The sequence below is a fragment of the Streptomyces sp. JW3 genome (assembly GCF_052216785.1).
Taxonomy (GTDB): Bacteria; Actinomycetota; Actinomycetes; order Streptomycetales; family Streptomycetaceae; genus Streptomyces.
The window spans coordinates 1-17,800 of the sequence record NZ_JBQOUX010000141.1 but is presented as its reverse complement, the minus strand read 5'-3'; the positions used below and the strand labels follow the sequence as shown (position 1 = coordinate 17,800).

Annotated in this window: 18 protein-coding genes and 1 pseudogene; 14 read left to right on the top strand and 5 right to left on the bottom strand. The window is 71.3% G+C overall.

Annotation, left to right across the window (positions count from 1 at the left end):
• Positions 1-88 precede the first annotated feature (88 nt).
• The 8 genes from ACTT8P_RS34820 to ACTT8P_RS34785 all read left to right on the top strand — a co-directional run bounded on the left by ACTT8P_RS34820 (position 89) and on the right by ACTT8P_RS34785 (position 6,999).
• Entirely contained in the window at positions 89-733 is a 645-nt protein-coding gene (locus tag ACTT8P_RS34820; protein ID WP_442835797.1) for an HAD family hydrolase, read from the top strand.
• A gap of 66 nt (positions 734-799) precedes the next feature.
• Positions 800-2,026: an MFS transporter gene (locus tag ACTT8P_RS34815; RefSeq protein ID WP_442835796.1), complete on the top strand. Its 1,227-nt coding sequence runs from the start codon at positions 800-802 to the stop codon at positions 2,024-2,026.
• The gene (locus ACTT8P_RS34810) at positions 1,977-3,152 is read left to right on the top strand and encodes an acetoin utilization protein AcuC (protein ID WP_442835795.1); all 1,176 of its coding nucleotides are present in this window, start codon (positions 1,977-1,979) and stop codon (positions 3,150-3,152) included. Before ACTT8P_RS34815 ends, ACTT8P_RS34810 begins: the two co-directional genes overlap by 50 nt.
• 137 nt (positions 3,153-3,289) lie before the next feature.
• Complete coding sequence (locus ACTT8P_RS34805) at positions 3,290-4,105, top strand: phosphatase (RefSeq protein WP_442835794.1); 816 nt, start codon at positions 3,290-3,292, stop codon at positions 4,103-4,105.
• 129 nt (positions 4,106-4,234) lie between these two features.
• Positions 4,235-4,444 carry a helix-turn-helix domain-containing protein gene (locus ACTT8P_RS34800; protein ID WP_189424546.1) on the top strand — a complete coding sequence of 70 codons (210 nt, stop codon included), beginning with the start codon at positions 4,235-4,237 and terminating at the stop codon, positions 4,442-4,444.
• Positions 4,445-4,599: 155 nt separating this feature from the next.
• Positions 4,600-4,698, top strand: a complete 99-nt coding sequence (locus ACTT8P_RS34795; RefSeq protein ID WP_003948845.1) for a 30S ribosomal protein bS22 — start codon at positions 4,600-4,602, stop codon at positions 4,696-4,698.
• Positions 4,699-4,870: 172 nt separating this feature from the next.
• Positions 4,871-5,932 (top strand): NAD-dependent epimerase/dehydratase family protein, encoded by a 1,062-nt coding sequence (locus tag ACTT8P_RS34790; RefSeq protein WP_442835798.1) that lies wholly within the window; start codon positions 4,871-4,873, stop codon positions 5,930-5,932.
• A gap of 14 nt (positions 5,933-5,946) precedes the next feature.
• On the top strand, positions 5,947-6,999 hold the full coding sequence (locus ACTT8P_RS34785) for a lysophospholipid acyltransferase family protein (protein WP_442835793.1): 1,053 nt from the start codon (positions 5,947-5,949) through the stop codon (positions 6,997-6,999).
• 58 nt (positions 7,000-7,057) lie between these two features.
• On the opposite strand, the gene ACTT8P_RS34780 is transcribed toward ACTT8P_RS34785, so the two are convergent.
• From ACTT8P_RS34780 to ACTT8P_RS34770, 3 genes are all read right to left on the bottom strand, one after another.
• Complete coding sequence (locus ACTT8P_RS34780) at positions 7,058-8,287, bottom strand: DUF5667 domain-containing protein (protein ID WP_442835792.1); 1,230 nt, start codon at positions 8,285-8,287, stop codon at positions 7,058-7,060.
• A gap of 218 nt (positions 8,288-8,505) precedes the next feature.
• Positions 8,506-9,303 (bottom strand): ECF subfamily RNA polymerase sigma factor, BldN family, encoded by a 798-nt coding sequence (locus tag ACTT8P_RS34775; protein ID WP_442835791.1) that lies wholly within the window; start codon positions 9,301-9,303, stop codon positions 8,506-8,508.
• A gap of 287 nt (positions 9,304-9,590) precedes the next feature.
• Positions 9,591-10,523 (bottom strand): HAD family hydrolase, encoded by a 933-nt coding sequence (locus ACTT8P_RS34770; protein ID WP_442835790.1) that lies wholly within the window; start codon positions 10,521-10,523, stop codon positions 9,591-9,593.
• 162 nt (positions 10,524-10,685) lie between these two features.
• Here ACTT8P_RS34770 and ACTT8P_RS34765 point away from each other — a divergent pair, with 162 nt between their 5' ends.
• The 6 genes from ACTT8P_RS34765 (at position 10,686) to ACTT8P_RS34740 (ending at position 17,161) form a co-directional block, all read left to right on the top strand.
• Positions 10,686-10,982, top strand: a complete 297-nt coding sequence (locus ACTT8P_RS34765) for a glutaredoxin family protein (protein WP_442835789.1) — start codon at positions 10,686-10,688, stop codon at positions 10,980-10,982.
• Between the two features lie 302 nt (positions 10,983-11,284).
• Positions 11,285-12,058 carry a redox-sensing transcriptional repressor Rex gene (locus ACTT8P_RS34760; protein ID WP_442835788.1) on the top strand — a complete coding sequence of 258 codons (774 nt, stop codon included), beginning with the start codon at positions 11,285-11,287 and terminating at the stop codon, positions 12,056-12,058.
• The gene (locus ACTT8P_RS34755; RefSeq protein ID WP_442835787.1) at positions 12,055-13,740 is read left to right on the top strand and encodes a glutamyl-tRNA reductase; all 1,686 of its coding nucleotides are present in this window, start codon (positions 12,055-12,057) and stop codon (positions 13,738-13,740) included. Before ACTT8P_RS34760 ends, ACTT8P_RS34755 begins: the two co-directional genes overlap by 4 nt.
• Positions 13,737-14,711 (top strand): hydroxymethylbilane synthase, encoded by a 975-nt coding sequence (gene hemC / locus ACTT8P_RS34750; RefSeq protein ID WP_442835786.1) that lies wholly within the window; start codon positions 13,737-13,739, stop codon positions 14,709-14,711. The genes ACTT8P_RS34755 and hemC overlap by 4 nt, the downstream gene beginning before the upstream one ends.
• Positions 14,708-16,423 carry a uroporphyrinogen-III synthase gene (locus tag ACTT8P_RS34745; RefSeq protein ID WP_442835785.1) on the top strand — a complete coding sequence of 572 codons (1,716 nt, stop codon included), beginning with the start codon at positions 14,708-14,710 and terminating at the stop codon, positions 16,421-16,423. The genes hemC and ACTT8P_RS34745 overlap by 4 nt, the downstream gene beginning before the upstream one ends.
• A 114-nt stretch (positions 16,424-16,537) precedes the next feature.
• Positions 16,538-17,161 carry a hypothetical protein gene (locus ACTT8P_RS34740; RefSeq protein ID WP_442835784.1) on the top strand — a complete coding sequence of 208 codons (624 nt, stop codon included), beginning with the start codon at positions 16,538-16,540 and terminating at the stop codon, positions 17,159-17,161.
• On the opposite strand, the gene ACTT8P_RS34735 is transcribed toward ACTT8P_RS34740, so the two are convergent.
• Positions 17,158-17,340, bottom strand: coding sequence for a DUF397 domain-containing protein (locus tag ACTT8P_RS34735; RefSeq protein ID WP_442835783.1), 183 nt, complete (start codon positions 17,338-17,340; stop codon positions 17,158-17,160). The two genes, ACTT8P_RS34740 and ACTT8P_RS34735, sit on opposite strands and share 4 nt — an antisense overlap.
• Positions 17,337-17,687 (bottom strand): annotated as a pseudogene (locus ACTT8P_RS34730) (DUF5753 domain-containing protein); the annotation flags it as partial. The pseudogene ACTT8P_RS34730 and the gene ACTT8P_RS34735, both read right to left, overlap by 4 nt.
• Between the last annotated feature and the right edge of the window lie 113 nt (positions 17,688-17,800).

Sequence of the window (17,800 nt, the reverse complement as noted above, 5' to 3'; positions counted from 1 at the left end):
TGGGAGAGTAGGACGCCGCCGAACAATTTTTGTAGGGGAGACCCCCGCATCGTGAGATGCGGGGGTTTTCTGCGTTTAGGGTCGGTGTATGCGCTACGACCTGGTTATCTTCGACAATGACGGTGTGCTCGTGGACAGCGAGCCGATCTCCAACCGGCTGCTGGCCGGTTATCTGACGGAGGTCGGGCATCCGACGTCGTACGAGGATTCATTGCGGGATTACATGGGGGCCGCGATGCATCGGGTCCATGATCTGATCCGGGAGCGGACCGGACGGGGGCTCCCCGTGGATTTCGATGATGTTTTTCATGGGCGGGTGTTCGCGGCCTTCGAGCGGGATCTGGAGCCGGTGCCCGGTGTCGTCGGGGTGCTGGAGCAGCTCGTTGCGGAGGGCGTGGCGTACTGCGTGGCGTCGTCCGGGAGTCATGAGCGGATTCGGGTGGGGCATCGGACCACCGGGCTGGACCGGTGGTTCGACGACGGGCGGATCTTCAGCTCGGAGGATGTGGGGCGGGGGAAGCCGGCGCCGGATCTGTTCCTGTACGCGGCCGAGCGGATGGGGGTGGCGCCGGAGCGGTGTGTCGTGGTCGAGGACAGTCCGCTCGGGGTGGCGGCGGCCGTGGCGGCCGGCATGGATGTCGTGGGGTTCACCGCCATGACGCCGGCGGAGAAGCTGGCCGGGGCCGGGAAGGTGTTCGCCGATATGCGGGAATTGCCTGGGTTGCTGGCCTGAAGGTGACGGCGATTCATCTTTGGCGGGATCTACCCAGGCGTAGGGCGGGGCTCTACGCTCGCCGCCATGACGGATGTGCTGCGGCGGGGCAGGGGCTCTCTGGCGTTCGGGTTCTTCGCCCAGGGGGTGGCGTTCGCGCTGCTGGTGACGCGTATTCCGGCCATTCAGGACCGGTACGGGGTGTCCGACGCGCTGTTGCCGGCCTTCCTCGCGGCCGTACCGGTGCTGGCCGGGGTGGGGAGCGTGGGCACCGAGCGGCTGGTACGGCGGGTGCGGCCGAGCCGGGTGCTGCGGTGGTCCCAGCCGGTGGTGCTGCTGGCGCTGCTCGGGGTCGGGCTGGGGGAGGGGATGGCCGAACTGGCCGTCGCGCTCGGTGCGTTCGGGCTGGCGGTGGGGGCGCTGGACGCCTCGATGAACATGCTCGGGGTCAGTCTTCAGCGGGCGTACGGGCGGAGCATCATGCTCGGGTTCCACGCGACGTACAGCCTGGGCGGGATTCTCGGGGCCTCGCTGGCGTGGGCGGGGGCGCACTGGGAGCTCGCGCTCTGGGTGTCGTATCTGCCGGTGGTGGCGGTGCTGCTGCCGGCGGCGCTGGTGGGGAGCCGGTGGTATGTGGATGCGGCCGGGGGGCCGGTGGGGGAAGAGGAAGGGAGGCGGTCGGGGGGTGGCGGGGTTGTGGGGTTCGGGGTGTTGTTGCCGTTGTGTCTGGTGATGACGTTCGCGTACATCGGGGACTCGACGGTGTCCAACTGGAGTGCGAAGTACCTCCAGGACGTGCTGGGGAGTTCGGAGCAGCTGGCGACCGTTCCGTACAACGTGTACATGGTGACCACGCTGGTGGGGCGGGCGGTCGGGGATCTCGGGGTGCGGCGGTTCGGGGCCGTGGCCGTGGTGCGGGGTGGGGCCCTGGTGGCGGCGGTGGGGTTCGCGGTGGTGGCGGGGGCGCCGGGGGCCTGGGTGGGGATGGGCGGGTTCACGCTGCTGGGGGTGGGGCTGTGCGTGCTGGTGCCGCAGACGTTCGCGGCGGCGGGGCGGTTGTTCCCCGGGGCCTCGGATGCGGCGGTGGCGCGGCTGAATGTCTTCAACTATGTGGGGTTTCTGGTGGGTTCGCCGTTGGTGGGGGCGCTCGGGGATGTGTGGAGTTACCGGGGCGCGATGCTGGTGCCGATGGTGTTGGTGCTGGTGACGGTGGTGTACGCGCGGTCCTTCGAGGCGCCGGGAACGGACCGATACGGTGGCGGACATGAGCGGGCGCGCGCAGCTGATGTGGGACGAGGCGGTCACGGGCTATGACTTCGGGCCGGACCATCCGATGGATCCGGTGCGGCTGGCGCTGACGCGCAGCCTGGTCGGGGCGTTCGGGCTGGATCGCGAGGTGGATGTGGTGGCGGCCAAGGCGGCGGGGGAGTCGACGCTGCGGCTGGTGCACCGGGGGGACTACGTCGAGGCGGTGAAGGCGGCGTCGGCCGATCCGGGGGTGGCGGACGGTGCGTATGGGCTGGGGACGGTCGACGATCCGGCGTTCGCGGGGATGCACGAGGTGTCGGCGCTGATCGCCGGGCAGTCGGTGGGAGCGGCGGAGGCGGTGTGGCGGGGGGACGCGCTGCACGCGGTGAACTTCGCGGGCGGGCTGCATCATGCGATGCCGGGGGCGGCGTCGGGGTTCTGCGTGTACAACGACGCGGCGCTGGCGATCGCGCGGTTGCTGGAGCTGGGCATCGAGCGGGTGGCGTACGTGGATGTCGACGTGCATCACGGGGACGGGGTGCAGGCGGCGTTCTGGGCGGATCCGCGGGTGCTGACGGTGTCGTTGCACGAGCATCCGCGGACGTTGTTCCCGGGGAGCGGGTGGCCGGAGGAGACGGGCGGGGACGGGGCCGCGGAGGGATCGGCGGTGAATGTCGCCTTGCCGGCGGGGACGGGGGACGCCGGGTGGCTGCGGGCGTTCCACGCGGTGGTGCCGGAGGTGGTGGCGGCGTTTCGGCCGCAGGTGCTGGTCACGCAGCACGGGGCGGATACGCACTTCGAGGATCCGCTGGCGCATCTGGCGGTGTCGGTGGACGCGCAGCGGGCGGTGCAGGTGGCGTGTCATGAGCTGGCGCACGAGTACGCCGGGGGGCGGTGGGTGGCGCTGGGCGGGGGTGGTTACGCGGTGGTGGATGTGGTGCCGCGGTCGTGGACGCATCTGGTGGGGATCGCGGCGGGGCGGGAGATCCTGCCGGAGGCGGTGATTCCGGAGGCTTGGCGGGGGGAGGTGTTCGCGCGGACTCGGCAGGGTGGGCCGAGGCGGATGACTGATGGGCGGTGGCCGGTGTCGTGGGTGGGCTGGGAGGCGGGATACGACCCTGCGGACCGGGTGGATCAGGCGGTGTTGGCGGCTCGGCGGGCGGTGTTTCCGTTGCGGGGGTTGTTGGCGTGACGGGTGTTGACTGACGGGTCTTGTGGGTGGGGGCGCGGGCCGGCGTTGGGCGGGGGCGTGGTGGGGCGGCTGGGCCGGGCGGGTGTAGTTGGGGGGAAGTGGGGTGGGCGGGGGTGGGGGGTCGGGAGTATCGGGAGGTGGTGTCTTCCGGGGAGCTTCGTGATCATTTGCTGAGGGCCCGGCTGGCCGGGGTGGTGGCGACCTCGCGGGAGGTGAGTCTGCGGAGTTATCGGCTGTTCGCGGCCCGGGATCCGCGGGTGCTGCTGGGGATCGACCCCGTGGGGGCGTGGCGGCAGCGGGACGTGATCGAGCTGATGGCGGACAGATGCGGGGTTTCGGCCGATCCGCGCTGCGTCACCGGGCATGATGTGATCGATCCGGATCGGACGCTGACCGCTCTGGATGATTTCGCGGATCGGCTGGCGGAAGTCGCCCGGCACCGTGCCCCGGTCGTGCTCGGCACCGGACATCCGCATCGGCTGCTCGGTTTCTACGTCGCGCTCGCGGACGCCCTGTCGGCGGCGGGGTGTGCCGTTCTCACCCCGGCGCAGGGTCGCTGTGTCGACATAACGACCCGGTTCGGTCTACGCACCTACAACCTCGACTACGTACGGGGCGTCGGGTTGGTGCGAGAACGCGGGGGTGAGCGCCCCGGTTGTGAGCCCGGCGCGCACACCCATTCTCCCCTCCCGGTTCGGACCGCGCTGGCCGGTGCGGCGGAGGCCGGCGGGGCCCTGCCGGAGCTGGTGATCGGAGACCACGGATGGGTCTGCGGAGCAGGTCAGCTGGGGTTCGAGGCCATCGGGCTCGCTGATACGGACGACCCCGCGCTCTTCGTGGGTCAGGCAGAGGGGTGCGTGTCCGTCGTCGTTCCACTTGATGACGGCGTGCGGTCCGATTACTACCTGCCGCTTACCCGCTACGTACTCAAACGAGCGTGTCTGTCCCAGTAGGACGCCGATGCGTGCACCTCTTCCCCACTCGCATCACCCGCACCTACATTGGGGAGTGAGCACGCAGCGACGAAGAGTCACCGGAAGGGGAAGCCGGTGGCCGTCGAGTGCGGAAGGTTCAGGTGTGTCATGGCTGGAGACCAGAGGCCTCTGAGCGAGGTTCAGTTCCTTACCGTGGCGGAGGTCGCCTCGGTGATGCGAGTGTCGAAGATGACCGTGTACCGGTTGGTGCACAGCGGTCATCTGCCCGCGATCCGGGTGGGACGGTCGTTCCGCGTCCCGGAGAATGCGGTTCACGAGTACCTCCGCGAGAGCTTCGTGGGGGTGGACACGGCCTGACGACGGCCCTGGGGGAGGTCCTCGGAGTCCCTCCGGGCCTCCCCCGCCCCTCGATTACGACCTCAGCGCCCGGGCGGGTAGGCTAGCCCCTCGTAGGTCGTGTGGGCCCATGGCGCCCAAACAACCGAGTGATGAGAAGTGAGCGAGGGTTAGTCGTGGGCTCTGTTATCAAGAAGCGGCGCAAGCGGATGGCGAAGAAGAAGCACCGCAAGCTGCTCAAGCGCACGCGCGTGCAGCGTCGTAACAAGAAGTAGTCGCACCGAGCAGTACGCGACGCGACGCCGCGAAAGCGTCAACTGTGGCCTCCCGCCATCCGGTGGGAGGCCACAGGTGTCTGGGTCCGGCAGTCATCCCGGCGCAACACCGACCCGCTAGGTTGGCCGACGAGCGGGAACACGGCAGGTGACCGAGAGGAAGGCGCTGATCGTGGGCAAGGTCGTGCTCGTGACCGGAGTGGCCCGGCAGCTGGGGGGCCGTTTCGTGCGGCGGCTCCAGCGGGACCCGGCGGTCGACCGGGTGGTCGGCGTGGACGCGGTCCCGCCCGAGCACCCGCTGGGCGGCGCGGACTTCGTGCAGGCCGACATCCGGCAGCCCACCATCGCGCGGGTGCTGGCGGAGACCGGCGCCGACACGGTCGTCCACATGGACGTCACCGGCACCCCGCTGGGCAGTGGCAGTCGGACGTCGGTCAAGGAGACCAACGTCATCGGGACCATGCAGTTGCTCGGCGCCTGCCAGAAGTCGCCGACCGTGCGGCGGCTGGTGGTGAAGTCCAGTACGAACGTGTACGGGTCCGCGCCGCGGGATCCGGCGGTTTGTACCGAGACGACGCCGGCCAAGGCGCTGCCCAGCGGTGGGTTCGCGAAGGACACCGTGGAGGTCGAGGGGTATGTGCGGGGCTTCGCGCGGCGCCGGCCGGACGTCGCGGTGTGCGTGCTGCGGTTCGCCAACATCCTCGGGCCGGCCACCGACACCCCGCTGGCCTCGTACTTCTCGCTGCCGGTGCTGCCGACGGTGTTCGGGTACGACCCGCGGCTCCAGTTCGCGCACGAGGACGACGTGGTCGAGGTGCTGCGGATCGCCTCGCACGAGCCGGAGCGGGGCACGCTCAACAGCGGCACGTTCAACATCGCCGGCGACGGGGTGCTGCTGCTCTCCCAGTGCTCCCGGCGGCTGGGCCGGCCCACCGTGCCGCTGCTGCTGCCCGTCGTCAGCTGGGCGGGCTCGTTCGTGCGTACGCTGGGGGTGACGGACTTCTCCCCCGAGCAGATCCGGCTGCTCACCCACGGCCGGGTCGTGGACACCACGCAGATGCGCGAGACGCTGGGTTTCCAGCCGAAGCACACCACCGCGGAGACGTTCGCGGACTTCGCGCGCAGCCGGGAGCCGGGGCTGCTCCCGCCGGCGGTCGTCGCGAAGGCCGTGGACCGGATCGCCGCGCTGTCCGGTACGGGCAGCGGCCACCCCCCGACGCAGAGCGCCAACTGAGGAGCGCATCAACGATGGCGGATGCCAAGGTCATTCCGTTCGACGACGACCGGTCCCGTGGCGGCGCGGCGCAGCGCTCGGCGCGGCGCCGGGGCGGCACGGGGAGCCGGCGCAAGAGTACGGCGGAGTCCGCGCCGGTCCGCGAGGTCCAGGCGCTGCCGGTGCGGCCGGGTGGAGCGGACGGGGGCCGGGAGCAGCCGTCCGCGGTCGAGGACGGCGGTGGCGAAGGCGGCCTGGAGCGGCGGATCGCGGGCGGGCTGGCCTTCCTGCGGCGGCGGCTGACCGGGGACTACGAGGTCGACGACTTCGGCTACGACGCCGAGCTGACCGACCAGGTGCTGATGTCGGTGCTGCGCCCGATGTACGAGAAGTACTTCCGGGTCGAGGTGAAGGGCGTCGAGAACATTCCGGCCGAGGGCGGGGCGCTGATCGTCGCCAACCACTCCGGGACGCTGCCGCTGGACGGACTGATGATGCAGGTCGCGGTGCACGACCACCATCCGGCGGGGCGGCATCTGCGGCTGCTCGCGGCGGACCTGGTGTTCGTGCTGCCGGTGATCAACGAGCTGGCCCGCAAGCTCGGTCACACCCTGGCCGACGCGGAGGACGCGGCGCGGCTGCTTGGGCAGGGCGAGCTGGTCGGGGTGATGCCGGAGGGGTTCAAGGGGCTGGGCAAGCCGTTCGGGGACCGGTACAAGCTGCAGCGGTTCGGGCGGGGCGGGTTCGTCTCCACGGCGCTGCGGGCGGGGGCGCCGATCATTCCGTGCTCGGTGGTGGGCGCGGAGGAGATCTACCCGATGATCGGCAACGCCCGGACGCTGGCCCGGCTGCTGGGGTTCCCGTACTTCCCGCTGACGCCGACCTTCCCGTGGCTGGGGCCGCTGGGCGTGGTGCCGTTGCCGACGAAGTGGACGATCCAGTTCGGGGAGCCGATCCCCACGGACCACTATCCGGCCGAGGCGGCCGAGGACCCGATGCTGATGTTCAACCTGACCGATCAGGTGCGGGAGCAGATTCAGCACACGCTGTACAAGTTGCTGGTGCAGCGGCGGTCGGTGTTCTTCTGAGCATGGCTGTACGGCGGTGGGGGCATCCCCACCGCCGTACCACCGTGTCGTGCCTGTCTCAGTCGCTGTCGTCGCCGTCGATGCCCAGGTCGGGCAGCAGGCCGGGGAGGAGGGGCGGCAGGGTGACGTCCGGCTCGGGGGCGGGCGTCTTGCCGCTGGTCGACGGTGCGGTGGGGGTGGTCTCCTTGGGCGGGTCGAGCAGGCCGCCGGTGTTGCCGCCGAGCAGGCCGTCCTGCTCGCTGTCGGAGTCGGCGGACTCGCTGGGGCGCCGGCTGTCGGTGCGGTCCTCTTCGGTGGCGTCGCCGCGGCCGGTGCTGGGCGGGGCCGAGTTGCCGGTGCTGTCGGACGGGGTGGTGCCGGCCGAGCCGGAGCCGTTGCCGCGCTCGCCCGTGTCGTCGCCCTTGGACGGTGGCTGGGGGAGCAGGGAGCGCAGCGGGGCCACGTCCTCGTCTATGGCGTCGAACACCGACGACACCTGTTCGCTGACGTCGCCGAGCTGGACGGGCAGCCGCTCGCGCAGGGTCCCCCAGGCGTCCCGGTGGGAGCGGGAGAAGGCGGACAGCGCCCGCATCGGGTCGAGCGAGTCGGGGTCGCGGGCGTAGGCCGCGCTGAGCAGCCGGTGGCCTTCGGTCGCGTCCTGTCCCATGCCGGACAGGGTGCGGCGGATCTCGCCGAGGGTCTCGTGGTCGAGGGCGCCGCCGCGGTCCCGCTCCAGCAGCCGGCGGGCCTCGCTCAGCCGGGTGGAGGCCCGGTCGAGGTAGCCGCGGCCGCGCTCGGTGTCGCCTTCGGCGAGGCCGAGCTTGAAGTCCTCTATGCCGCGCTTGAGGCCGTAGAGCGAGTCGCCCGGCAGGGCGTCGGAACTGGCCGCGGCCACTCCGCCGAAGGCTCCCGCGGCCACGCCGACGCTGAGGCCGCCGGCGGTGAGGCCCTTGGCCAGCCGGGAGCGGGGCCGGAGTTTTCTGAGCGGTGTCGCCCGGTGGGCGCCGCGGGCGCGGCGCTGCTCGGGTACCGCCGGGTCCGCCTCGCCGCCCTCCTGGAGCATGGCCTCGAACGCGGCCACCAGCTGGGCCCGCTGGACGACCTTGACCTCCGGGTCCAGCTCGGGCTTGGGCAGCGCGTCGAGACCGGTGGTCAGGGCCATCAGGCGGCCCTGCTCGGTCCGGTCCGCGGGGGCCGCGGCCGGTGCCGGCCCTTCGGGCTGCTCGGCCGCCGGGCTCCGCTCGGACTGCTCCTCCAGAGCCTGGGCGAAGGCGTTCGCCCGCCGGTGCGCCGATACGTTCGCGATCACTGGCGGCACCTCCTCTCGTCATGACGGTCGACTCCCCAGGGGGTCCTGAGGGTTGCACACCCTGACCACGACCACCCGATCGTGCGATCGGACTCGGCCAGGGGGTGACCACAGGGAGCCTGCATCCCGCACAACGAGTGGCGCGGCACTTGGGTTACGCGCGGCGGGCAAGCGGGGCGGGGAGTCAACGGGCCGTCACCGAAGGTGACTTGAGAGGGTCAGCGGGCGTCGTCCGGGAGCAGCCGGGCGAGGGTGCGCACGGCGCGGTACTGGAGGGTCTTGATGGCGCCTTCGTTCTTGCCCATCACGCGGGCGGTCTCGGCGACGGAGAGGCCCTGGAGGAAGCGCAGCGTGACGCACTCCTGCTGCTGGGGGTTGAGCCGTCGTACGGCGTCCAGCAGGGCGGCGTTGGAGAGGGACTCCAGGACGGAGTCCTCGGGGGAGCGCTCGACCTCGTTGGCGTCGAGCATCTCGCCGGTGGTGACCTCGAGGCGGAAGCGGCTGGATTTGAAGTGGTCGGCGACCAGGTTGCGGGCGATGGTCACCAGCCAGGCGCCGAAGTCGCGGCCCTGCCAGGTGAAGGTGCCGATGCGGCGCAGGGCGCGCAGGAAGGTCTCGCTGGTCAGGTCCTCGGCGGTGGCCTTGCCTCCCACGCGGTAGTAGATGTACCGGTACACGGTGTCGCTGTACTGGTCGTAGAGACGCCCGAAGGCGTCGGCCTCGCCGGACTGGGCACGCTCGACCAGGTCCATCATCCGGGCGCTGTCGCTGTCCGCGGCGGGGCGGCGGACGGTTGTCCCGGACGCCCGTCCGCGTCTGCCGACGGCCGCGCCGCCGTCGGCGAGCGCGTAGGCCGGACCGGCGGGGGCGGCGGCTGAGGCGAGGGCGGGGACGGCGTACGCGGTGGGGACGGCATACGCGGTGGGGACGAGGTCGCGCAGCAGGTCGTGGAGCGTTTTGACCGTTGCGCGCAGCGTAGCCAGGCCCGAGGCGTCAACCCCGACGTGTGGGTACACGGGACTCCCAGAGGCAGAGCTTCCATCACGTGCAGTGCGGGACCTTTCACCCGTCGTAGCGACAGGGGGGTTCCGGATTGCGTCTGAGGAGAATAACGCTTCGTACAGGCCCTGCTACACCCAGTTGCTCAAATCATCGATTACGTCGCTTACGTAACCGAATGACGGCTGATCAAGTGCCGGATAGTGATCGGTTATTGATCGAAAGGGTCTGGGTTCGGCGTCGTTACGGAGCGTGTTGTGCCCGGGTGCGAAATGGGGGAGTGATCCGGGGCCGCCGGGGTACGTCAGAGGGATTGGCCGCGGCGCCGGTGCAGGGCGATGGCCGCCGCCGTGCCGCCGGCCACCGCGCCGACGCCGGCCGCGGCCGGGATGCCGACCTTGGCGGCCTTGCGGCCGGTGCGGTAGTCCCGTAGCCGCCAGTCCAGTTGCCGGGCGTGGCGGCGGAGTTTGGAGTCCGGGTTGATCGCGTAGGGGTGGCCGACCAGGGACAGCATCGGGATGTCGTTGTGCGAGTCGCTGTAGGCGGCGCAGCGGGTCAGGTCCAGGGCCTCGGCGGCGGCCAGGGCGCGCACCGCCTCGGCCTTGGCCGGGCCGTGCAGCGGTTCGCCGACCAGTTTGCCGGTGTAGACGCCGTCGACCGACTCGGCGACCGTGCCGAGCGCGCCGGTCAGGCCGAGGCGGCGGGCGATCACCTGGGCGATCTCCACCGGCGCGGCGGTGACCAGCCAGACCTTCTGGCCCGCGTCCAGGTGCGCCTGGGCGAGCGCACGGGTGCCGGGCCAGATCCGCTCGGCCATGTACTCGTCGTAGATCTCCTCGCCGATCGACTTCAGCTCGGAGACGCGGTGGCCCTTGACGATGGAGAGCGCCGAGTCGCGGGCGTCCTGCATGTGCTCGGGGTCCTCGATGCCGGCCAGCCGGAACCACGCCTGCTGCCAGGCGAACCGGGCCAGGTCGCGGGTCTCGAAGAACTTGCGCTTGTACAGGCCGCGGCCGAAGTGGAAGAGGGCGGCGCCCTGCATCACCGTGTTGTCCAGGTCGAAGAAGGCGGCGGCCCGGTCGTCGCCGTGCACCGGGAAGTCCGGCTCACCGGCGGATTCGGGCGCGGGGAGGTCCTGGGTGGATTTGCGGGCGGCCTCCGCCGACGCCTCGCCTGCCAGCACGCTGCGCGCGGTGGCGGAGCGCCTCCGGGGAGTGAGCCATCCAAGAGCGGCCATGCCCGTGAGCATAGCCAGTTTGTTCGGACGTTCCGGAGTCGAGAGGTTGGGAGGCTGTGAACTCTGCGCGACCGTGCCGTTAAAGAAGCGGTGTGCCCGGCGCGTCGCGGGGGCTTCGCCGCGAGGCTTCCGTACGGCGCGGGGCGCGCGAGAATGGCGGGCATGAGCCCCGTCTTCCGCAGAAAGACGCCGCCGCGTCCTGAGCACCAGCCCCGTCCCGAGAACCATCTCGTCACCCTCATCCGCAAACCCGGCTGCCACCTGTGTGATGACGCACAGCTCGTCGTCGAGAAGGTGTGCGCCGGCCTCGGCGTCCCGTGGGAGGCGAAGGACATCACCGAGGACCGCCGGCTCCACGACGCGTACTGGGAGCAGATCCCGGTCGTCCTCGTCGACGGACGCCAGCACACCTTCTGGCGTGTGAACGAGGAACGCCTGCGCAGGGCACTGACCGAGTAGTCCCAGTAGTCCGAGTAGTCCAAGAGCTGCCGGATGGTCGCTTAAAATCGATGGCGACCTGGTCTCGGGGGCGTGGATCGTGAGGAGCGTGGGCGGCTTTGCCCCCAATAGGAGAGGAACGTGTGCGCGGGCGCGCCGGTTCCCTGTTCGTGCGCCGGGGGCGCGTGACCCCGGTCACGTTGGCCGGGCAAATCGGACACCATCTTTGTGCACGCGTTCACAAAGACATAGCCTGCTTTCGACGGGGCGGTCATGTAGGGACGTATGACCGCCTACAGCCCCGCTCTACCCGCAGGAGCACCGTGGCAACTGGCCGAACACACCGACCGGCGACCCGCAGCCGAGGGATTCCCGAGGCCACCGTCGCCCGGCTTCCGCTGTACCTCCGCGCGCTGACCGCACTGTCGGAGCGCTCGGTGCCCACGGTCTCCTCCGAGGAGCTGGCGGCCGCGGCGGGAGTCAACTCCGCGAAGCTGCGCAAGGACTTCTCCTACCTCGGTTCCTACGGGACCCGGGGGGTCGGCTACGACGTCGAGTACCTCGTCTACCAGATCTCCCGTGAGCTGGGCCTGACCCAGGACTGGCCGGTCGTCATCGTCGGTATCGGCAACCTCGGCGCCGCGCTCGCCAACTACGGCGGGTTCGCCTCGCGCGGGTTCCGGGTCGCGGCGCTGATAGACGCCGACCCCGCGATGGCCGGCAAGCCGGTGGCCGGTATTCCGGTGCAGCACACCGACGAGCTGGAGACGATCATCACCGACAACGGGGTGTCCATCGGCGTGATCGCCACCCCCGCCGGTGCCGCCCAGCAGGTCTGCGACCGGCTGGTGGCCGCCGGAGTCACCTCCATCCTGAACTTCGCGCCGACCGTGCTGAACGTGCCCGAGGGCGTCGACGTGCGCAAGGTCGACCTCTCCATCGAGCTGCAGATCCTCGCCTTCCACGAGCAGCGCAAGGCCGGTGAGGAGGCCGCGGCCCAGGCCGCCGTGCCGGCCGCCGCCCGCAAGCGCGCCGCCGCCGCTGCCGCTACCGACCAGGGTCCTGACGGGGACGTCCCCGCCGTGATGCCGGCATGAGCCTCCTGGTCGTCGGACTCAGCCACCGCAGCGCGCCGGTCAGCGTGCTGGAACGGGCCTCGCTGAACGCGGACGCGCAGAACAAGCTGCTCCAGGACACGGTCGCCGCCGAACCGGCCGCCGAGGCCGCGGTGCTGGCCACCTGCAACCGGATCGAGCTGTACGCGGACGTGGACAAGTTCCACGCCGGGGTCGCCGAGCTGTCCACGCTGCTCGCCCAGCACAGCGGCGTCGGCCTGGAGGAGCTGACCCCCTACCTCTACGTGCACTACGAGGACCGGGCCGTCCACCATCTGTTCTCGGTGGCCTGCGGTCTGGACTCGATGGTTGTCGGCGAGGGCCAGATCCTCGGGCAGATAAAGGACTCGCTGGCCCGGGCGCAGGAGCTGCACACCGCCGGACGGCTGCTGAACGACCTGTTCCAGCAGGCACTGCGGGTCGGCAAGCGGGCCCACTCGGAGACCGGCATCGACCGCGCCGGGCAGTCCCTGGTCACCTTCGGCCTGGAGCAGCTCGCCGCCGGGGCGGACGTGGCCGGCTGGGCCCGGGGCAAGAAGGCCCTGGTCATCGGGGCCGGGTCGATGTCCTCGCTGGCCGCCGCGACGCTGGCGCGGGCCGGGGTGGCCGAGGTGGTGGTCGCCAACCGCACCTTTGAGCGGGCCGAGCGGCTCGCACAGATTCTGGCCGAGGGCGACGACACGGACGTGCTGGCCCGCGCGGTACCGATGGACGCGGTGCCGGCCGAGCTGACACGTGCCGACGTCGCCGTCTCCTGTACCGGCGCGACCGGCCTGGTGCTCACCGGCGAGGCGGTCGCCGCGGCGGTCGAGGGACGTACCGGCCGGCCGGTCGCGATCGCGCCGGCGCCGGACGCCGAGGTGCTGGTGCTGCCGCCGACCAGTGTCGGCACCGAGGACGGCTGCCCGCTGGATCTGTCCGCCGTACCGACCGGCCTGTCGGCCGGCTTCTCCGTGATGGGGGAGGCGGCGGTGGCCGGGATGGACGCGGCGACGCTGGAGCAGCACGGGGCGTGGGCCGCGGGCGGCACGGGCGCCGAGCGGACGCAGGGCGGCGAGGCCGAGCTGATCGCGGCGCTGGCCGCCGTCGCGGCCGGGGCCGGGCGGGTGCCCGAGCTGCGCCGGCCCGAGCCGGTGGCCGAGGTGCCGCGCCCGGAGCCCGTCCTCTTCCTCCTCGACCTGGCCATGCCGCGCGACATCGACGCCGCCGCGCACCGGCTGGCCGGGGTCCGGCTGGTCGACATCGAGTCGCTCGCGGACGCCTCCGCCAACGCGCCGATGGCCGCCGACGTGGACATGGTCCGGCGGATCGTCGCCGACGAGGTGGCCGCCTTCGGGGCGGCGCAGCGGGCGGCGCACATCACCCCGACCGTGGTCGCGCTGCGCAGCATGGCCGCCGAGGTGGTGGCGAGCGAGGTGGCCCGCCTGGAGGGGCGGCTGCCCGGCCTGGACGACAAGCACCGCGCCGAGATCACGCAGACCGTCAAGCGCGTGGTGGACAAGCTGCTGCACGCGCCGACCGTGCGGGTCAAGCAGCTCGCGGCCGAGCCCGGCGGCGCCGGGTACGCGGACGCGCTGCGCACCCTGTTCGACCTCGACCCGGAGACGGTGGCCGCCGTCTCCCGGGCCGGGAACAGCACTGGAAAGAACCGAGGACCGGCATGACCGAGAAGGCACTGAGACTGGGGACGCGGCGCAGCAAGCTCGCCATGGCCCAGTCCGGGCAGGTGGCGGACGCCGTGAGCCAGGTGACCGGACGGCCCGTTGAGCTGGTCGAGATCACCACGTACGGCGATGTGTCGCGGGAGCAGCTCGCGCAGATCGGCGGCACGGGGGTGTTCGTGGCCGCGCTGCGCGAGGCGGTGCTGCGGGGCGAGGTCGACTTCGCGGTTCATTCGCTGAAGGACCTGCCGACCGCGCAGCCCGACGGACTGGTGCTGGCCGCCGTACCGGAGCGGGAGGACCCGCGCGACGTGCTCGTCGCCCGGGACGCGCTGAAGTTCACCGACCTGGCCGCCTCTTCGCCGCGGGGGGTCGCGCGCATCGGCACCGGCGCCCCCCGGCGCATGGCGCAGCTGAACGCGTACGCCCGCGCGCACGGCCTGGACATCGAGACGGTGCCGATCCGCGGCAACGTCGACACCCGGATCGGATACGTCCGCAAGGGTGAGCTGGACGCCGTCGTACTGGCCGCCGCCGGACTGAACCGGATAGGCCGCAGCGACGAGGTGACCGACTTCCTGTCGGTCGACACGGTTCTGCCCGCCCCCGGCCAGGGGGCACTGGCGATCGAGTGCACCGCATCCGATGCGGAACTGATCGCCGCGCTCGGCGAACTCGACGACCCGTTCACGCGGGCCGCCGTAACCGCCGAGCGGTCACTGCTCGCCGCCCTGGAGGCCGGTTGCAGCGCACCTGTGGGGGCGCTGGCCGACCTCTTGGTCGACGGGCAGACTGTCAAGGAAATGCGCCTGCGCGGCGTCGTCGGCACGACCGACGGCTCGACGCTGGTGCAGTTGTCCACCACCGGTCCCGTGCCCGCAACGCACGAGGCGGCACTGGCACTCGGTCGCGAACTCGCCACCGAGATGCTCGCCCAGGGCGCGGCCGGTCTGATGGGGGAGCGAGCACATTGAGCCCCACCACCCTTCCCGCCGCCGGTCCTGAACACGGGCACGTCACCTTCCTCGGTGCCGGACCCGGAGATCCGGGACTGCTGACTCTGCGCGCCGTCGAGGCGCTGGCGCACGCGGACGTTCTCGTCGCCGAGCACGAGGTGCTCGACGTCGTACGGACGCATGCCCCTCACGGCGTGGCCGAAGTGCACACCGACCCGGACCCGTCCGGTGGTCCGGTTCCTGGCACAGGCACGCCTCAGCTGGCGGTTGTTGACGGAGCGTCAACGACCGCTGGTGTCCCCGCCGTGCGGGATGCCGCACATCTTGTCATGGAGGCCGCGCGGGGCGGCAGGCGGGTGGTACGTGCGGTGACCGGGGACCCCGGGCTCGACACGTACGCCGCCGAGGAGATGCTGGCGTGCGCCGCGGCCGGGGTGCCCTTCGAGGTCGTCCCCGGTATCGCGGCGGCCGTCGGGGTACCCGCGTACGCCGGTGTTCCGCTGCGCGACGCGGAGGGCGCGGACGTGCGGTTCGTGGACGCCCGTACCGCCTCGGACCGGTGCTGGACCGAGGTCGGCGCCTCCGACGGCACGGTGGTCGTGTCGACGACGCTGGACTCGGTGGCGGCCGCGGCCGGTGAGCTGGTGTCGGCGGGCCGGAAGCCGGACACGCCGATGACGGTGACGGTCGCCGGTACGACGACCCGGCAGCGCACCTGGTCGGCGACGCTCGGCACGATCGCCCAGACGCTGAAGCAGGCCAAGGTGCTGCCGTCCCCGGACGGTGGCCGGCCGGTGATAGCCGTGGTCGGCGAGCGTTCCGCCCCCGCCCAGCGCGATCAGCTCTCGTGGTTCGAGTCCAAGCCGCTGTTCGGCTGGAAGGTGCTCGTGCCGCGTACGAAGGAGCAGGCGGCGTCGCTCTCCGACCAGCTCCGCTCCTACGGGGCGGTTCCGCACGAGGTGCCGACCATCGCGGTCGAGCCGCCGCGTACCCCGCAGCAGATGGAGCGGGCGGTCAAGGGCCTGGTGACGGGCCGGTACGAATGGATCGCTTTCACTTCGGTGAACGCGGTGAAGGCGGTCCGGGAGAAGTTCGAGGAGTACGGGCTCGACGCCCGCGCCTTCGCCGGGATCAAGGTCGCGGCGGTGGGCGAGCAGACGGCGAACGCGCTGGTCGCCTTCGGTGTTAAGCCGGATCTGGTGCCGAGTGGGGAGCAGTCGGCGGCCGGGTTGCTGGAGGACTGGCCGCCGTACGATCCGGTGTTCGACCCGATTGACCGGGTGTTCCTGCCGCGCGCGGATATCGCTACGGAGACGCTGGTCGCCGGGCTGATCGAGCTGGGCTGGGAGGTCGACGACGTCACCGCCTACCGGACGGTGCGGGCGTCGCCGCCGCCGGCCACCACGCGGGAGGCGATCAAGGGCGGCGGGTTCGACGCGGTGCTGTTCACGTCGTCCTCGACGGTGCGGAACCTGGTCGGGATCGCGGGCAAGCCGCACAACGTGACGGTGATCGCCTGTATTGGCCCGGCGACCGCCAAGACGGCGGAGGAGCACGGGCTGCGGGTCGACGTCATGGCCCCCGAGCCGTCGGTGCTGAAGCTGGCGGAGGCGCTGGCCGACTTCGGGCTGCGGCGCCGGGCGGCGGCGCTGGAGGCCGGCGACCCGGTGACGCGGCCGAGCGAGCGGCGGCCGGGGTCGCGGCGGCGGCGGTCCACTACGCCGAGCTGAGGTTCGGTGACTGGTTGAGTCGGGGCGCCCTTTCGGGGGCGCCTTGCTCGTAGTGGTGGGGCTGCGCGTCGTACCCGGGCTGGGGTTCGGACGCTGCTTCTGGGGCTGCTGTCCGTGCTGTTGCTCGGCGGGTTCGTGCTGCGGCAGGCCACGAGCGCGCGGCCGTTGCTGCCGCTGCGGATGTTCCGCTCGCGGTCTCTGGCGGTGGCGAACGTCGTGCAGTTCCTGATGATCGCGCTGGGGTACGGCTCCCTGGCGGCGGGGCTGAGCTTCGTGCCGGTCGCGGTGGTGATCGCGGTGGTCTCGGTGGGGTGCTCGGCGCGGTTCATCACCAGGTTCGGTCAGCGGCCTTTGCTCTTCGGGGGGCTGGGTCTCATCGCCGCGGCGTTCGTGCTGCTGTCGTTCGCCCGGGTCGACGGCACGTACCTGGTGGACTTCCTGCCCGCGAGCCTGGTGATGGGGCTGGGCTTCGGGCTGGCGGCACCGGCCGTCATGGGGCTCGGCATGGCCGCCGTCGTGCCCGCCGAGTCAGGGGTCGCGTCCGGGCTGTCTCGGCGGGCGGGGCGAGCGAGGTGGAGGCCCTGGCGGGCGGTTACCGCGTGGCGTTCCTCGCCGCCGCGGGGTTCGTGCTGGTGGCGATGGTCGTCGGGGGCGCCATGTTGGGCGTGCGGGGGCGGGGGGTGTTGGTGCGGAACGGATGACACTTTGGGGGGAAGTGTCATCCGTTTTTGGGGTTAGTGGGTGGAGGCGTAGGGGAGGAAGGTGGACCAGGTGGTGGGGGTCACGGTGAGGTGGCCGCGGGCCGGGTCCTTCGAGTCGCGGATGAGGACCTGGTGCGGGTGGTCGGGGGTGGCTATCTCGACGCAGGAGGGGCCGTCGTCCGTGCTGTAGCTGCTCTTTACCCACTCAAGCTTCATGTCTCTTCCCGCAATTTCTTGATGAGGGCCAGCGAGTCGCGTGGCGTGAGCGCTTGGGCTCGGATCATTCCATAGCGGACGTCGAGGACCGTGGTCTCCCTTGGGTCGCAGAGGACGCGACTCGTGAGCGGCGCTTCCACGAGTCCCACGGTTGATCCGTCCCGGAGCTTGAGCAATCGGAACGAGCCGCCGATACCCGCGTTCTCCTCACAGTTCAGAGGCAGAACCTGAAGGTCGACGTTCCGCAACTGGGCAACCTCCGACAGCCGTTCGAGTTGCTCGCGCATCACCATCTTCCCTCCGATCATGCGGCGCAAGGTCGCCTCGCACGTGACGAAGTTGAAGAGCGGCTTGGCCGTTGGACACCCGACGACGTCCTGACGGGATGGCGTCCCGCCGAGTGGTGTAGCCGATCAACGGACCGGAACTCGCAGGTCACGCCGTGTATTTCGGTCGGCCC

Coding starts and splice junctions, on each gene's coding strand:
- ACTT8P_RS34820 (WP_442835797.1), top strand. CDS start 89: ATGCGCTACGACCTGGTTATCTTCGACAATGACGGTGTGCTCGTGGAC.
- ACTT8P_RS34815 (WP_442835796.1), top strand. CDS start 800: ATGACGGATGTGCTGCGGCGGGGCAGGGGCTCTCTGGCGTTCGGGTTC.
- ACTT8P_RS34810 (WP_442835795.1), top strand. CDS start 1,977: ATGAGCGGGCGCGCGCAGCTGATGTGGGACGAGGCGGTCACGGGCTAT.
- ACTT8P_RS34800 (WP_189424546.1), top strand. CDS start 4,235: ATGGCTGGAGACCAGAGGCCTCTGAGCGAGGTTCAGTTCCTTACCGTG.
- ACTT8P_RS34785 (WP_442835793.1), top strand. CDS start 5,947: ATGGCGGATGCCAAGGTCATTCCGTTCGACGACGACCGGTCCCGTGGC.
- ACTT8P_RS34770 (WP_442835790.1), bottom strand. CDS start 10,523: ATGGCCGCTCTTGGATGGCTCACTCCCCGGAGGCGCTCCGCCACCGCG.
- ACTT8P_RS34765 (WP_442835789.1), top strand. CDS start 10,686: ATGAGCCCCGTCTTCCGCAGAAAGACGCCGCCGCGTCCTGAGCACCAG.
- ACTT8P_RS34755 (WP_442835787.1), top strand. CDS start 12,055: ATGAGCCTCCTGGTCGTCGGACTCAGCCACCGCAGCGCGCCGGTCAGC.
- hemC (WP_442835786.1), top strand. CDS start 13,737: ATGACCGAGAAGGCACTGAGACTGGGGACGCGGCGCAGCAAGCTCGCC.
- ACTT8P_RS34735 (WP_442835783.1), bottom strand. CDS start 17,340: ATGAAGCTTGAGTGGGTAAAGAGCAGCTACAGCACGGACGACGGCCCC.